Source organism: Pseudomonas sp. NFACC05-1 (assembly GCF_900100135.1).
In the GTDB taxonomy this organism is placed as follows: domain Bacteria; phylum Pseudomonadota; class Gammaproteobacteria; order Pseudomonadales; family Pseudomonadaceae; genus Aquipseudomonas; species Aquipseudomonas fluorescens_Q.
Map to the genome: position 1 here is coordinate 79,014 of NZ_FMTR01000003.1, position 15,920 is coordinate 94,933.

Here is a 15,920-nt window from a genome sequence, read left to right on the forward strand (position 1 = left end):
CACACTCTCATCGCGAGCAAGCTTGCTCCCACATTAAGGCTTTTCTATCTTCAGAAGACTGCGTTATAGGCAAACAACGCCGGTGCGCCGCCGGTGTGGAGGAAGATGATCGGGCCTTCGTCGAAACGGTCGCGACCCATGCCGTCGAGCAGGCCGGCCATGGCCTTGCCGGTGTAGACCGGATCGAGCAGCAGCCCTTCCTGGCTGGCCAGCAGCTTGACCGCCGCCAGTGTCCCGGCGTTGGGTTCGCCGTAGCGGGGGGCGAAATATTCGTCCCACAGGATCACTTTGAACGCTTCCGGAAGGTCGACTTCGAGCAACGCTGCCGTACGCTCGGCCAGGCCCTGGACCTTCGGAAACTGATCCTCCTCGCTGCGGGAAACGGTGACGCCAATGACCGGTAGTGCCGGCAGGCTTTCGCTCAACGCCAGTGCCAGGCCGCTATGGGTGCCGGCACTGCCCGAGGCCAGTACCACGGCGGCGAATTCAATCCCGGTGTCCTTGATCTGCTCGGCCAGTTCCAGGCCGGCGCGCACATACCCCAGCGCGCCCAAGGCGTTCGAACCGCCAATCGGCACCAGATAGGGCTTTTTCCCGTTGCTGCGCAGGCGCCCGGCGAGGGCCTGTAGCTGCTCATCGGCGTTGTCCAGGTTGTCCACCAGCTCGACCTTGGCGTCGAACAATTCCAACAGCAGCCGGTTGCCGTTGCCCAGGTAATTGCTGTCTTCGGTGCCGATGGGGTTTTCCAGCAAGGCCACGCAGCCCAGGCCCAGTTTCGCGGCGAGGGCGGCGGTCTGGCGTACATGGTTGGACTGGATCGCCCCGGCGGTGATGAGGGTATCGGCGCCTTGGGCGATGGCATCGGCGGCCAGGTATTCGAGCTTGCGCAGTTTGTTGCCGCCCATGGCCAGGGGCGTCAGGTCGTCACGCTTGATATAGATGTCCCGGCCGAGCCAGGTGGAGAGGCGGTCGAGTTTTTCCAGCGGTGTCGGATGGCCGAGCAGGTCGAGACGGTTAAAGCGAGACAGCTGTTCTTTGATCATGGGTCCGTACTGGTTGTAGGAGATGTCTGGACTATAGGCACGCGGATATTCAGGGGCAACCGGCAATCATTTGTTTGGAAGTAAACCGGCGACGGACAGGGAGTGACACATGATTTATGAACACACAAACCCTGTGGGAGCGAGCCTGCTCGCTCCCACAGGGTTTGTGTGTGGTCTGTTGAACACTGAACGAATACACACCAAGCAGCGTCTATCCTCCCACTGGCCTGCGTAGGAAACGCGCCGTTGAGCCCTGCGATTAGTCCTTAGCTGCCTATTCATGTTTAACTTGAACGTTCATTCAAGTTAAACCGTCGGTTTGCTGCCCGCTCACAATAAGGAGGCTTGCTTTTGCCGAGTCCGTTTTCGACCCTCGCTGTTTCTCTGCCCGGGGGCCCTCGCCCATGAGTGCTTCGTCCCTGCCACCCAGCGGCCTGGTCCGCATGAACCCGCCGGTCTTTTACTTCGCCGCGACCTTCATCCTGCTGTTCGGCCTGGTGGTGATTGCCATGCCCGCACAGGCCGGCGCTTGGCTGCTGGCCGCGCAGAACTGGGCGGCCAATACGGTCGGCTGGTACTACATGCTCGCGATGACGCTGTATCTGGTCTTCGTGGTGGTCACCGCCTTGTCCGGCTACGGCAAGATCAAGCTCGGTGCCGACCACGACGAGCCCGAATTCAGTTATCTGTCCTGGGCCGGCATGCTGTTCGCCGCCGGCATCAGCATCACACTGTTTTTCTTCTGCGTGTCCGAGCCGCTGACCCACATGGTGCAGCCGCCCCAGGGCGAGGCTGGTACCGCCGAGGCGGCGCGCCAGGCCATGCAGATCCTGTTCTTGCACTGGGGCCTGCACGGCTGGGGCGTCTTCGCGTTCGTCGGCATGGCCCTGGCGTATTTTGCCTACCGGCACAATTTGCCGCTGGCCCTGCGCTCGGCGTTGTACCCGCTGATTGGCAAGCGCATCAACGGCCCCATCGGCTACGCCGTGGACGGCTTCGGCATTATCGCCACGGTGTTCGGCCTCGGCGCGGACATGGGTTTTGGTGTGTTGCACCTCAATTCCGGGCTCGATTACCTGTTCGGCATCGCCCATACCCAATGGATCCAGGTCGGCCTGATCGTGCTGATGATGGGCGCGGCGATCATCGTCGCCGTGGCCGGTGTCGACAAAGGCGTGCGGGTCATGTCCGACATCAACATGCTGCTGGCCTGCGCCTTGTTGTTGTTCGTGCTGTTCGCCGGGCCCACCCAGCATTTGCTCAATACGTTGATCCAGAACATCGGCGATTACCTCGGCGCCTTGCCGATGAAGAGTTTCGATCTGTACGCCTACGACAAACCCAGCGACTGGCTGGGCGGCTGGACGGTGTTCTACTGGGCCTGGTGGATCGCGTGGTCGCCGTTCGTGGGGCTGTTCATCGCACGGATTTCCCGTGGCCGCACCATCCGCGAATTCGTGTTTGGCGTGCTGCTGATTCCCCTGGGTTTCACCCTGGCGTGGATGTCGATCTTCGGCAACAGCGCCATCGACCAGGTGCTGAACCATGGCATGAGTGCCCTGGGCATGTCCGCCCTGGAAAACCCATCGATGAGCCTTTACCTGCTGCTGGAAACCTATCCCTGGAGCAAGACCGTCATCGCGGTCACGGTGTTCATCAGCTTCGTGTTCTTCGTCACGTCCGCCGACTCGGGCACCGTGGTGCTGTCGACGTTGTCGGCCAAGGGCGGCAACCCCGACGAGGACGGGCCGAAGTGGTTGCGGGTGTTCTGGGGCGCGATGACTGCCCTGGTGACCAGCGCGTTGCTGTTCTCCGGCAGCATCGACGCCTTGAAGTCGGCGGTGGTGCTGACGTCCTTGCCGTTCTCGTTGATTCTGCTGCTGATGATGTGGGGCCTGCACAAGGCGTTCTACCTGGAGTCCCAGAAGCAGATCGCGCAATTGCATTCCCTGGCGCCGGTGTCGGGCTCGCGCCGGGGTACGGGCGGCTGGCGCCAGCGCTTGAGCCAGGCGGTGCATTTTCCGTCCCGTGATGAGGTGTACCGTTTCCTCGACACCACGGTGCGCCCGGCCATTGAAGAAGTGACCGCAGTGTTCGTCGAAAAGGGCCTGACGGTGGTGACCCAGCCCGATCCGGTCAATGACAACGTCAGCCTGGAGATCGGCCACGGCGAGCAGCATCCGTTCATCTACCAGGTGCAGATGCGCGGCTACTTCACGCCGTCCTTCGCCCGCGGCGGCATGGGGTCGAAGGAGCTCAACAACCGTCGTTACTACCGTGCCGAAGTGCACTTGAGCGAAGGCAGCCAGGATTACGACCTGGTGGGCTACACCAAGGAGCAAGTCATCAACGACATCCTCGACCAGTACGAGCGGCACCTGCAGTTCCTGCATTTGGTGCGCTGATCGGCCTGAGCCTCAGACGAGCCCGCCGTTGGCCCGCAGGATCTGCCCGTTCACCCACCCGGCGTCCGGACCCACCAGGAAGGTGATGATGCGGGCGATGTCCTGCGGCTGGCCGAGGCGCTCCAGGGGCGGCATCTTGGCGTAGTGCTGCACCTGTTCCTCACTCTTGCCGTGCATGAACAGCTCGGTGGCGACGGGGCCGGGGGCCACGGCATTGACCGTGATCTGCCGACCGCGCAGTTCCTTGGCGAACACCTGGGTCAGGGATTCCACTGCGGCCTTGCTGGCGATGTACACCGAGTAGCCGGGCAGGTTCAGGCCCACGGTGCTGCTGGAAAAATTCACGATCCGGCCACCGTCATTCAAACGGGTCGCGGCCTCGCGCAGGGTGTTGAAGGTGCCACGGGTGTTGATGGCGAACGTCTGCTCGAACAGCTCGTCGCTGTGCTGTGCCAGGGGCATGACCTGGAGGATGCCGGCGTTGTTGATCAACACATCGACCTTGCCCAGCTGCGCTTCGGTTTCATCGAACATCCGCCGGACATCGGCGGCAGACGACACGTCCGCCTTGATCGCTATGGCCTGATGGCCAGCCTGACGCAATTGCACCACCAGTTTCGAGGCTTCGGTGGCGCTGTTGGCGTAGTTGATGGCGACGGCGAAACCTTCGCTGGCCAGTTGCTTGGCAATCTCTGCTCCGATGCCGCGAGAGGCGCCGGTCACGATGGCAACTTTCGAATTTTGAACAGTCATGTGAAGGGTTCCTTTGCTGTTGAGGCGTTGTGATTCGTTGGAGCCAGATTCACATGTTTACTGTTGGCGATAAATACACGAGAGTTGCCTTGACTATTCAATATCTTCCAACAATCGGCGGGAAGGATTCAGATGGACCAGGTCAAGGCGATGAGAGTGTTTGTCCGCATATACGAGCGCAGCAGCTTCACCCTGGCCGCTGAAGACTTGAATATGCCCCGGGCCACGCTGACCCATACGCTCAATCAATTCGAAGCCTGGCTGGGTGTTCGTTTGTTGGAGCGCAGCACCCGCAAGGTGCGCCCGACTCTCGACGGCGAAGCCTACTACCCGCGCTGTGTGCAATTGCTGGCTGAACTTGAAGAGGCCGAACTGGCGTTTCGCGGTGTGGCGCCCAAAGGCAAGCTGAGGGTGGACTTACATGGCACCCAGGCCCGGTACTTCGTGATTCCGGCGTTACCACAGTTCATGGCTCGCTACCCTGAAATAGAGCTGTTCATCAGCGAGGCGGATCGTTTCGTCGACCTGATTGCCGAGGGCGTCGATTGCGTGCTGCGCTCCGGTACGCTGGCGGATTCATCATTGATCGGCCGACGTGTCGCCAATCTCCGGCAGATCACCTGTGCCAGCCCCGGTTACCTGCGCCAGTACGGCGAGCCGAAGAGCCTCGATGACCTGAAACATCACCGGGCGGTGAATTACGTCTCGCGGACCACCGCCAAACTCTATCCGTTTGAGTTCATGGTCGATGGCGAACTCAAGGAGGTAGCGATCGGGGGGACGTTGTCGGTGTCCGGTGCCGAAATCTACGCCGCCTCGGCCATCGCCGGCATGGGCTTGATCCAATGTCCGCATTACCGAATGGAAGAACCGATCCGGCAAGGGCTGATCCAGGAAGTCCTCACCGCCACCCCGCCACCGTCCATGCCGGTGTCGGTGCTCTATCCCCACAACCGACACATGTCGCCACGGGTCCGCGTGTTCGTGGATTGGGTGGCGGAGGTGTTTGCGCAGGCGCGATGACCGAGTGGTGAGGGCGGTGCATGGGTTGGAGAGTTGAACTAATATTTTTCTGGGTGTGTATTGTGTGTATCTGGGTCTTTTTCGCAGCTAGAGTTTTCCGGCAGAGTTGTGAATAAGGCAAAGGTGATGCGAAGTCGGGAAATGATCAGGAAGATCGAAGAGGACGGTTGGTATCGGGTGGCAGTCAAGGGTAGCCATCATCCGTACAAGCATGCCATCAAGGCTGGAAGGGTGACGATCAAGCACCCTGACGCCGATCTGCCCAGAGGCACGATCAATAGCATATTGAAACAGGCGGGCCTGAAATGAAGCCCATGACCGATTACGAAATCCCCGATGGGGATGCATTGTTATCAGACCGGTTGCTGCGGTTGCCGGATCTGAAGGAAGGATTCGTCCACATGAAATTTCCGGTCGTTCTGCACAAGGATGCCGATTCCGACTACGGAGTGACGGTCCCGGATGTACCGGGTTGTTTCTCCGCAGGCAGTACTGTGAGCCAGGCATTCGAAAATGTGAAAGAGGCGCTCTCGTTGCACTATGAAGGCTTGATAGCCGACGGCGAACCGCTGCCGCAGATCCATGAAATCGACGATCATCTCGACGATCCGCAATACGCCGGGGGGATATGGGGGGTGGTTGAGTTTGATGTCACGCCCTATTTCGGAAAGTCAGTGCGGTTCAACGCCACGCTGCCCGAGCAATTGCTTGAGCGCATCGACCAAACCGTGCGACGGGACCAGCGTTATAGCTCGCGTTCGGGTTTTCTGGCGGCGGCGGCCTTGCGCGAACTTTCAGCCTGACCGAGGCGTCTGTGAAATGTTAGCGTCTGTCACCCGCCGTCCGAACAGAGAGCCTTTTCGATGACCTACACCGCTGCGCAAAACCGCTACGAGTCCATTCCTTACCGCCGCGTCGGTCGCAGCGGGCTGGTGCTGCCGGCGTTGTCGCTGGGGTTGTGGCACAACTTTGGCGACAGCACGCCCATCGATACCCAGCGCGCCTTGTTGCGTACGGCGTTTGACCTGGGCATCAACCACTTCGACCTGGCCAACAACTACGGCCCGCCCTACGGCAGCGCCGAGATCAATTTCGGCCGGTTGCTGCGCGAAGATTTCCAGCAGTACCGCGATGAGTTGATCATCTCCAGCAAGGCCGGTTGGGACATGTGGCCGGGCCCATACGGCCAGGGCGGTGGCTCGCGCAAATACGTGCTCGCCAGCCTCGACCAGAGCCTGCAACGCCTGGGGCTGGACTATGTGGACATCTTCTATTCCCACCGTTTCGACCCCGACACCCCACTGGAGGAAACCGCCAGCGCACTGGCCACTGCCGTACAGCAGGGCAAGGCGTTGTACATCGGCATTTCCTCGTATTCCGGGGTGAAGACCCGGGAAATGGCGGCGTTGCTCAAGGAATGGAAAGTCCCGCTGCTGATCCACCAGCCGGCCTACAACCTGCTCAACCGCTGGGTGGAGAAAGACCTGCTGGACGCCACCGACGAACTGGGTACCGGTGTGATCGCTTTTACGCCGCTGGCCCAGGGCCTGTTGACCGACAAATACCTCAAGGGCGTTCCGGCCGATGCGCGGGTGAACCGTCCGGGCGGCGGCTCTTTGCAGGCTTCGCACCTGTCGGAGGAAAACATCGCCCATGTACGCGCCCTCAATGAGATCGCCCAGCGGCGCGGCCAGAGCCTGGCACAAATGGCCCTGGCCTGGACCCTGCGCGATCCCCGGGTCACTTCCGCCCTGATCGGCGCCAGCCGGCCGGAGCAGATCGTCGAGAACGTCGGGGCGTTGAAGAACCTGAGCTTCAGTGCTGAAGAGCTGGCCGAGATCGATCGGTTTGCCCAGGAAGGCGGAATCAATCTTTGGGAAAAGCCTTCGTCGGCGGAATAACACAAAACCCCTGTGGCGAGGGAGCTTGATCCCGCTCGACTGCGCAGCAGTCGCAAAAACCTCGCCCCCTGTTTTTTCCTGATGCGCCGTGTTGAATGGATTGGGGCTGCTACGCAGCCCAGCGGGAGCAAGCTCCCTCGCCACAGGTAAGTGGTGCGTTCAGCGAAAAAACGGCACATCCCCCAACACCGTCGCCCGGTGCATCACTCGGCGGGCGGGGCGGTAGTCATCCACGGCAAAGTGCTGGGTGACGCGGTTGTCCCAGAACGCCACGTCGTTGACCTGCCAGCGCCAGCGCAGGGTGAACTCCGGGCGGGTGGAGTGGGCGAAGAGCAGTTTCAGGATCACCTCGCTTTCGGTTTCCGACAGCTCGTTGATCCGTGTCGTGAAGCCTTCATTGACGAACAGCGACCGTCGCCCGCTCTCCGGATGAGTGCGGATCACCGGATGGGACAGCGGTGGGTTTTTTCGCCGTGCCTCTTCCCAGCGCGCCAGGTCTTCGGCGGTGTTGCCAAACCGTTCCAAGGGAAAGGACCGGGTGAAATCATGGGTCGCTGTCAGGCCTTCCAGCAAGCGCTTCAACGGCGCCGACAAGGCTTCATAAGCCGCGATGCCACTGGCCCATAACGTATCGCCGCCAAATGCCGGCAGCAGTTTGGCGCTGAGCACCGCGCCCATGGCCGGCGTCGGGAGAAAGGTCACGTCGGTGTGCCACACGGCGTTGTCGCGCACATCGGTGACGGCGGTGTCGAGCACCAATACTTCGGGCTGCTCCGGTACGTTGGGGTAGATCGGGTGAATGTGCAGGTCGCCAAAATACGCGGCGAAACGCGCTTGTTGCGTTGGGTCGATCGGCTGGTCGCGAAAGAACAACACCTGATGCGTGAGCAGGGCCTGCTCAATGGTCGTGCGATGTTCCTGGCTCAGCGGCTGGCTGATATCGATCCCACTGATCTGAGCGCCGAGGGCAGTGCTCAATGGCGTAATGGTTGGGCGGTTCATCGCAATGTTCTCGGTCTGGGCGCCGAAGGGTCGGCGTGGTCATTGGGTATCAATGGGCCTGGCCGTGCCACGGCACCAGTTTGCGTTGCAGGGCGCGCAGGCCCATTTCCATGGCGAAAGCGATCAGTGCGATCACCAGGATTCCCAGCACCACCACGTCGGTAACCAGGAACTGCGCCGCTGACTGCACCATGAACCCCAGGCCGCTGGTGGCGGCGATCAGTTCGGCGGCCACCAGCGTCGACCAACCCACGCCCAGGCCAATGCGAATGCCGGTGAGGATGTCCGGCAAGGCACTGGGCACGATCACGTGGCGAATCAACTGGGCCCGGGTGGCGCCCAACGATTGCGCAGCGCGTAGCTTGGCCCGGTCGACAGTGCGCACACCGGTGGCGGTGGCGATGGCAATCGGGGCGAAGATCGCCAGGTAGATCAGCAGGACCTTCGACAACTCGCCGATGCCGCACCAGATCACGATCAACGGCAAGTACGCCAACGGCGGAATTGGCCGGTAGAACTCGATCAACGGGTCGAGCACGCCGCGAGCGATGCGGTTGGCGCCAATGGCAATGCCCACCGGCACTGCCGTCAGCACCGCGAACAACAGGCCCAGGCCGATGCGTTCAAGGCTGGCGGCCAGGTGCTGCCAGAGGGTCGAGTCCATGTAGCCGCTGGTCGCCAGCAGCCAACCTTTTTGCAGCACGGCAGACGGCGAGGGCAGGAACAGCGGTTCGATCAGGCCGCTGGCGGTGACGGCCCACCAGACCGCCAGCAGTGCGATCAGGGTCAAGCCGCTGATCCAGCGCGTACTCAGGTGGGGTCTCAAACCGCTGGCCTTGGGCTGGGTCGTCGTGTCACGGACCGTGGCTGGAATTTCGTAGCTGCTCATGCGCGCTCCTGGGGTCGAGTGGCGCTGCGTTGGGAGAACACCTTGGCAAGCACATGCTCGCGGGTTTCGATAAAGCGCGGGTCGGACTTGATCGACCGCGCCGATTCCCCGGCGCCGTAGCGCTGGCCGAAATCCAGGCTTAGACGCTCGACGATCTGCCCCGGATTGGGCGCCAGCAAAATCAAGTCGGTGGCGAGGAAGACCGCTTCTTCAATGTCATGGGTAATCAGGAATACCGGTTTGGCGGTGCGCTGCCAGACTTGCAGCAACAGTTCCTGCATCTGCTCGCGGGTGAAGGCGTCCAGCGCGCCGAACGGTTCGTCCATCAGCAGCACGCGAGGGTCGGCCGCCAATGCCCGGGCCAGGCCGACGCGTTGCTTCTGGCCGCCGGAGAGCTGCCAGACACGGCGGTGCTCGAAACCGGCCAGGTCCACCAAAGCAAGCATTTCCCGGGCGCGAGCCTCGCGTTTTTCCTTGGGGATGCCGGCCAGTTCCAGGCCGAACCCAACGTTTGCCAGCACGTCCTGCCACGGCAGCAGCGCATCGTCCTGGAACACCACGCCGCGTTCGGCGCCCGGGCCCTTGACCGGCCTGCCGTCGAGAGTGATCTGCCCGGCGCTGGGCTCGACGAACCCGGCAATCAGGTTCAACAGCGATGTCTTGCCACTGCCGGACGGGCCGAGGGCAACCAGCAATTGCTGGGGCCCCAGGGTCAGTGAAATATCCGCCAGCACAGGTTCCGCCGCGCCGGGGTACTGTGCGCTGATGCGCTCCAGCTGGAGCAAGGCCATTGCGTGTCTCCCTTTTTTCGCTCAACGAGCAATGTATTTGGCGCTGACGTAAGGCGCGTAGTCCGGCAGCACGGCGTCGACCTTGCCTTGCTCCTTGAGGAACGCTGCGGTGTCGGTGATGGCTTGGGTGGTCGGTGCGCCGAGGCTCACGACCTGATCGGCCGCCAGGGGAAAGACGTTGCCTTGCAGCAACAGCGGGATATCGCTGGCCTTGGCGCCGGAGAGCTTCACCAGTTTGTCGACATTGGATGCATCGGCCAGCCAGGCTTGTGGGTCCTTGCGGTATTGGGCGTAGGCATCCAGGGTCACTTTGGCGAAGGCTGTGACAATTTCAGGGTGCTTCTGGGCGAAGTCCTTGCGCACAATCCAGGCGTCGAAGGTCGGGGCGCCGAACTTGGCCAGCTCCGCCGAGGTGATCAGGACCTTGCCGTTTTCCTTGGCTACGCCCAGGGCCGGGTCCCAGACGTAGGTGGCGTCGATGTCACCGCGCTTCCAGGCGGCGATGATGGCCGGTGGCGCCAGGTTGAGTACGGTGACTTTCGACGGGTCGATGTTCCAGTGCTTCAACGCGGCGAGCAGGCTGTAGTGCCCGGTGGACACGAATGGCACGGCGATTTTCTTGCCGATCAGGTCTTGTGGGGAATTGATGCCCGAACCGTCACGAACCACCAAGGCTTCGGCGGCACCGATCTGGGTGGCGATGAGGAAGGTTTCCACCGGGACCTTGCGGGTGATGGCCGCCGTCAACGGGCTGGAACCGAGGTAGCCGATCTGCACGTCGCCCGAGGCGATGGCGGTGATGACATCGGCGCCGTTATCGAACTTGCGCCAGTCGATCTTGGCTTGGGTGGCTTTTTCATAGGCGCCATCGGCCTGGGCGACCTTGGCCGGGTCGACGGTGGTCTGGTAGGCGACGGTCAGGTCGGCTGCCTGGACAAAAAAGCTGGTGACGGCCAGGGAGGCGGCCGCGAGAAGGCGAAGGGGGAAACGCAAAGACATGGGAAAGCTCCTCAACAGGCCGCCGGATGTTCGGCGTTGAAGGAGACTAAATGATCTAAGAATTGGAAAATAAATAACTTTTTCGAATGAGCTTATTTTCGAAAAAATCTATTGAAGATGGCTAAGCCCCCCGTGGCGAGGGAGCTTGCTCCCGCTGGGCTGCGCAGCAGGCCCCATTTTTACGACTGCTGCGCAGCCGAGCGGGAGCAAGCTCCCTCGCCACAAGAGCATCCCCGTCAAAGAAGGATGATCAGTTACTGATCGCCAAAATGCTCGCCTGATACGAACCCACGAACACATCGAAATCGCCGACCTCGTTCTGTTCCAGCTCAGCTTGCTGGACCAGCGACTCGCGCGCGGCGTCTTCGAAGGCCGCCTGCTCCTGGGCGGGCAACGGCTCGGCGCGGAAGAACTCGGCGTGGGCCTTGCTTTGGCGCAGGGAGAACTGGGCAAAGCTTTCCTGATGTTCGGCCATGGCGGCCAGCACCTGGGCGGAGGGCGTCAGGGACGGGTCGCGGACTTTCGCCAGTTGTGCGTCCAGCGCCTGGCGGTGGGCATCGCCACCTTGGCTCTGGTCGAGCAGCGAGGCCAACGGTGCGATTTTTTCCAGCAATTCGACGGCCCAGGCCTGCATGTCCACCGCTTGACCCTGGCGCTGCAATTGCAGGCCAGGCTTGCGGCCTTCCTTGACCACGGTCAGGAAGTTGCTCGTGGCGTTGCCGCATTCGTTGTTTTCCAACTGCGGGCTGTCATTGAGGCCGCAATACAGCAGGAACGCATCGAGGAATCGCGACTCGGTGAGGTCGATGCCCATCGGCAGGAACGGGTTGATGTCCAGGCAACGCACTTCGACGTACTGGATACCCCGGGCCATCAAGGCCTGGATCGGCCGCTCGCCGGTGTAGGTCACGCGTTTGGGGCGGATGTTGGAGTAGTACTCGTTTTCGATCTGCAGGATGTTGGTATTGAGCTGCACCCACTCGCCGTTCTGGTGAGTGCCGACTTCGACGTACGGCGCATAAGGCGTCGCCACCGCTTTGCGCAGGCTGTCGGTGTAGCTGGCCAGGTCGTTGTAGCAAGGCGTGAGGCCGGCCTGGGCGTTGCTCTGGTAACCCAGGTCGCTCATGCGCAGGCTGGTGGCGTAGGGCAGGTACAGGGTGTCCGGGTCCAGTTGCTCCAACTGGTGCGGGCGCCCCCGCAGGAAACCGGCGTCCAGGGCCGGCGAGGCACCGAACAGGTACATCAGCAACCAGCTGTAGCGGCGGAAATTGCGGATCAGCGCGATGTAGGCCGACGACTGGAAATCACGGTCGCTGGTCTCGACGCCTTCGGCCTGCCGGAGCAGGGGCCAGAGCTTTTCAGGCAGAGAAAAGTTGTAGTGGATCCCGGCAATGCATTGCATGGTCTTGCCGTAGCGCAGGGCCAGGCCCTTGCGATAGACGTACTTGAGACGACCGATGTTCGAGGTGCCGTAATACGCGATCGGGATATTCTCTTCCGCCGGCAGTGGGCACGGCATCGAAGGGCTCCACAGGTACTCGTCGCCGAGCTTGCTGTAGGCAAACCGATGGATCTTGTCGAGGCTGCGCAGGGTATCGGCGGGTTTGGTCAGGGCTGGCGTGATGAACTCCAGCAGCGACTCGGAATAGTCGGTAGTGATCTGTTCGTTGGTCAACGCCGAGCCCAGGGCCTTGGGATGCGGGGTCTGCGCCAAATGCCCATCGCCAGTGACGCGCAGGCATTCGCGCTCGATGCCGTGCAGGCACTGTTCGAGCAGGGAGAGGTTGGCGCGCTCGCCGAGCAGGGCCAGGCGGCGGTTTAAAAGGTCGCTCAAGTTGAATTCCTTCACGCGTCAGTCGCCCCAATATGGGGGTGGGCAAGACGGTCTACAAGGGTGAAGTTGAAACTGGCGTTTTCGCCTGGTTTTCGTGCCAAAAGCTAGCCACCGCAACCCCACTGTGGGAGCGAGCTTGCTCGCGATGGCGGTGGATCAGCAACGTTGATCTTGACTGACCCTGCGCTATCGCGAGCAAGCCCGCTCCCACAGGAAAGCCCGACACCGCATTTCGTGGCGTCGAAATTAACTCAAATCGATGACCGGGAGCTATAGGACAGCGAACGTGCCTTGCGCTTTTGCGACCAGTTTGTCGCCTTGCATCACCTCGGCTTCGACCACCAGCGTGCGCCGGCCGGGGTGGATGACCCGGGCGGTGCACAACACGTCGCCGTCGGACACGGCGCGGATGTAGTTGATCTTGCATTCGATGGTCGCGCTCTGCTGGTCAAAGCCGTGGACACTGGAACAGGCCAGCCCCATGGCGATGTCCACCAGGCTGAACAGCGCGCCGCCGTGCAGCTTGCCGCCGCGATTGCGCAGCGGCGGCTCAAGGCTCAGGGCGACTTGCGCCACCCCGTCCCCAAGGCTGTGCAGACGGCAGCCGAGCAGCTTGAAAAAAGCGCTCTCCACCAACCCGGCTGGCACGTCCATCAGCGTTTCTTCAACTGCTTGGCGTTGGCGAACAACGAAGCCATGGCGTTGTTCGTCGGTGCTGCGGTGGCGCTTTCCTTGCGCGGCGCGGTGTTTTGCCTCTGGCGTGGTGTCGAGCCAGGACGCGCACCACGGGCACCGTCGACTTTCTCGCCCGGCGTGTCGCTCATGCGCATCGACAGGCCAACGCGTTTGCGCGGGATGTCGACTTCCATGACCTTCACTTTCACCACATCACCGGCCTTCACGGCCTCGCGCGGGTCCTTGATGAACTTCTCCGACAGCGCCGAGATGTGTACCAGGCCGTCCTGGTGCACGCCGATGTCGACGAAGGCACCGAAGTTGGTGACGTTGGTCACCACGCCTTCGAGGATCATGCCCGGTTGCAGGTCCTTGAGGTCTTCGACGCCGTCCTGGAACTCGGCGGTCTTGAACTCGGGGCGCGGGTCGCGGCCCGGCTTTTCCAGTTCCTGGAGGATGTCGGTCACGGTGGGCAGGCCGAAGGTTTCGTCGGTGAATTTCTTCGGGTCCAGGCGCTTGAGGAACGCGGCGTCGCCGATCAGCGAACGGATGTCGCGGTCGGTCTGGGCGGCGATGCGTTGTACCAGCGGGTAGGCTTCAGGGTGGACAGCGGAGGAGTCCAGCGGGTTATCGCCGTTCATCACCCGCAGGAAGCCGGCGGCCTGTTCGAAGGTCTTTTCACCCAGGCGCGGCACTTTCTTCAACGCGGCGCGGGTCTTGAACGCGCCGTGTTCGTCACGGTGGGTGACGATGTTCTGCGCCAGCGTGGCGTTCAGGCCGGAGATCCGCGCCAGCAGCGCCACCGAAGCGGTGTTCACGTCCACGCCCACGGCGTTCACGCAATCTTCCACCACCGCATCCAGGCCGCGCGCCAGTTTCAGTTGAGAAACGTCGTGCTGGTACTGGCCGACACCGATGGATTTGGGGTCGATCTTTACCAACTCCGCCAATGGGTCTTGCAGGCGACGGGCGATGGACACCGCGCCACGGATCGACACGTCCAGGTCCGGGAACTCCTTGGAGGCCAGTTCCGACGCCGAATAAACCGAAGCGCCGGCTTCGGAAACCATCACCTTGGTCATTTTCATGGCCGGGTATTTCTTGATCAGCTCGGCGGCCAGCTTGTCGGTCTCGCGGCTGGCGGTGCCGTTGCCGATGGCGATCAGGTCCACCGAATGCTTGGCACACAGGGCGGCGAGCACGGCGAGGGTCTGGTCCCATTTGTTGTGCGGCACGTGCGGGTAGACCGTGGCGTGGTCCAGCAGCTTGCCGGTGGAGTCCACCACCGCGACCTTGCAGCCGGTGCGCAGGCCCGGGTCCAGGCCCAGGGTGGCGCGGGGGCCGGCCGGTGCGGCCAGCAGCAGGTCATGCAGGTTGTGGGCGAACACGTTGATCGCCTCGGTCTCGGCGTTATCGCGCAACTCGCCCAGCAGGTCGGTTTCCAGGTGGGTGTAGAGCTTGACCTTCCAAGTCCAGCGCACCACTTCGGCCAGCCATTTGTCGGCGGCGCGGTTCTGGTTCTGGATGCCGAATTGCTGGCCGATCATGCCTTCGCACGGGTGCATGGTGCCTGGCAGTTCATCGCCGACCTTCAGTGCGGAGCTGAGGATGCCTTCGTTGCGACCCCGGAAAATCGCCAGGGCGCGGTGGGACGGCATGCTCTTGAGCGGTTCGTCGTGTTCGAAGTAGTCGCGGAACTTCGCGCCTTCCTCTTCCTTGCCGGCGATCACCCGGGCGCTGAGGGTGGCTTCCTGCTTGAGGTAGTTACGCAGTTTTTCCAACAGGTTGGCGTCTTCGGCGAAACGCTCCATGAGAATGTACTTGGCGCCTTCCAGCGCCGCTTTCACGTCCGCCACGCCTTTTTCGGCATCGACGAAGCGCGCGGCTTCGGTTTCCGGGGCCAGGGTCGGGTCGTTGAACAGGCCGTCGGCCAGCTCGCCGAGGCCGGCTTCCAGGGCGATCTGGCCCTTGGTGCGGCGCTTTTGCTTGTAGGGCAGGTACAAGTCTTCGAGACGAGTCTTGGTGTCGGCCAGCTTGATGTCGCGCTCGAGTTGCGGGGTCAGCTTGCCCTGCTCCTGGATGCTGGCCAGGATACTGATGCGCCGTTCGTCGAGTTCTCGCAGGTAGCGCAGGCGTTCTTCCAGATGCCGCAATTGAGTGTCATCGAGGCTGCCGGTCACTTCTTTCCGGTAACGGGCGATGAAAGGCACCGTGGAGCCTTCATCGAGTAGCGCGACGGCCGCTTCGACCTGTTGTGGGCGTACACCGAGTTCCTCGGCGATGCGGCTGTTGATGCTGTCCATAAAACCACCTGACAAATTGTGAAATCAGGCTCGCCACCGCAGAAGCAGGGTTCGGCGAGACTGGTTGAGCGGCCTGGCATGCGCCGCTGCCTGGGTCAAAAGGCTGCCTGTTGACCCGCGAAATTCAAAAAGTTGCCTTGCCAAGGCTGAAAAAATGGCACGCCGGGTCACGATCCGACATTCCCTGGCACAAAAGGCCGCGCATTATAACCAGCGTTCTGTCCTGAGGGGGGGACATGGTCTGTAGGCTTGATACCCGGATTTGTGGTGATAGAGGAAAAATCTGCTAACAATGCACACGG

Annotated in this window: 14 protein-coding genes; 5 read left to right on the forward strand and 9 right to left on the reverse strand. The window is 61.9% G+C overall.

Annotated features, from left to right (window positions below):
• Positions 1-50 precede the first annotated feature (50 nt).
• A complete protein-coding gene (locus BLO97_RS06650) occupies positions 51-1,043 on the reverse strand; it encodes a D-cysteine desulfhydrase (protein WP_092345397.1) in 993 nt (330 codons plus the stop codon).
• 443 nt (positions 1,044-1,486) lie between these two features.
• Here BLO97_RS06650 and betT point away from each other — a divergent pair, with 443 nt between their 5' ends.
• A complete protein-coding gene (gene betT, locus BLO97_RS06655) occupies positions 1,487-3,448 on the forward strand; it encodes a choline transporter BetT (protein WP_170862053.1) in 1,962 nt (653 codons plus the stop codon).
• Between the two features lie 12 nt (positions 3,449-3,460).
• On the opposite strand, the gene BLO97_RS06660 is transcribed toward betT, so the two are convergent.
• Positions 3,461-4,201, reverse strand: a complete 741-nt coding sequence (locus BLO97_RS06660; protein WP_092146568.1) for an SDR family oxidoreductase — start codon at positions 4,199-4,201, stop codon at positions 3,461-3,463.
• 132 nt (positions 4,202-4,333) lie between these two features.
• On the opposite strand from BLO97_RS06660, the gene BLO97_RS06665 reads away from it, so the two are divergent.
• From BLO97_RS06665 to mgrA, 4 genes are all read left to right on the forward strand, one after another.
• On the forward strand, positions 4,334-5,224 hold the full coding sequence (locus BLO97_RS06665) for a LysR family transcriptional regulator (protein ID WP_072342675.1): 891 nt from the start codon (positions 4,334-4,336) through the stop codon (positions 5,222-5,224).
• 126 nt (positions 5,225-5,350) lie between these two features.
• Entirely contained in the window at positions 5,351-5,533 is a 183-nt protein-coding gene (locus tag BLO97_RS06670; protein WP_092345399.1) for a type II toxin-antitoxin system HicA family toxin, read from the forward strand.
• A 92-nt stretch (positions 5,534-5,625) separates the two neighbouring features.
• Positions 5,626-6,027 (forward strand): type II toxin-antitoxin system HicB family antitoxin, encoded by a 402-nt coding sequence (locus BLO97_RS06675; protein WP_063325186.1) that lies wholly within the window; start codon positions 5,626-5,628, stop codon positions 6,025-6,027.
• A 60-nt stretch (positions 6,028-6,087) separates the two neighbouring features.
• Positions 6,088-7,125, forward strand: a complete 1,038-nt coding sequence (mgrA, locus tag BLO97_RS06680; RefSeq protein ID WP_092146565.1) for an L-glyceraldehyde 3-phosphate reductase — start codon at positions 6,088-6,090, stop codon at positions 7,123-7,125.
• Positions 7,126-7,284: 159 nt separating this feature from the next.
• Here mgrA and tauD read toward each other — a convergent pair whose 3' ends face one another.
• The 7 genes from tauD to BLO97_RS06715 all read right to left on the reverse strand — a co-directional run bounded on the left by tauD (position 7,285) and on the right by BLO97_RS06715 (position 15,618).
• On the reverse strand, positions 7,285-8,127 hold the full coding sequence (gene tauD, locus BLO97_RS06685) for a taurine dioxygenase (RefSeq protein ID WP_092146563.1): 843 nt from the start codon (positions 8,125-8,127) through the stop codon (positions 7,285-7,287).
• A 49-nt stretch (positions 8,128-8,176) separates the two neighbouring features.
• A complete protein-coding gene (gene tauC / locus BLO97_RS06690; protein ID WP_072342690.1) occupies positions 8,177-9,016 on the reverse strand; it encodes a taurine ABC transporter permease TauC in 840 nt (279 codons plus the stop codon).
• Positions 9,013-9,807, reverse strand: a complete 795-nt coding sequence (gene tauB / locus BLO97_RS06695) for a taurine ABC transporter ATP-binding subunit (RefSeq protein ID WP_072342693.1) — start codon at positions 9,805-9,807, stop codon at positions 9,013-9,015. Before tauB ends, tauC begins: the two co-directional genes overlap by 4 nt.
• A gap of 21 nt (positions 9,808-9,828) precedes the next feature.
• Entirely contained in the window at positions 9,829-10,806 is a 978-nt protein-coding gene (gene tauA, locus BLO97_RS06700) for a taurine ABC transporter substrate-binding protein (RefSeq protein WP_063323420.1), read from the reverse strand.
• Positions 10,807-11,056: 250 nt separating this feature from the next.
• Complete coding sequence (gshA, locus tag BLO97_RS06705; protein WP_092345401.1) at positions 11,057-12,640, reverse strand: glutamate--cysteine ligase; 1,584 nt, start codon at positions 12,638-12,640, stop codon at positions 11,057-11,059.
• A gap of 270 nt (positions 12,641-12,910) precedes the next feature.
• The gene (locus BLO97_RS06710) at positions 12,911-13,294 is read right to left on the reverse strand and encodes a PaaI family thioesterase (RefSeq protein ID WP_014336033.1); all 384 of its coding nucleotides are present in this window, start codon (positions 13,292-13,294) and stop codon (positions 12,911-12,913) included.
• Complete coding sequence (locus tag BLO97_RS06715; protein WP_092345404.1) at positions 13,294-15,618, reverse strand: Tex family protein; 2,325 nt, start codon at positions 15,616-15,618, stop codon at positions 13,294-13,296. The genes BLO97_RS06710 and BLO97_RS06715 overlap by 1 nt, the downstream gene beginning before the upstream one ends.
• Positions 15,619-15,920 lie beyond the last annotated feature (302 nt).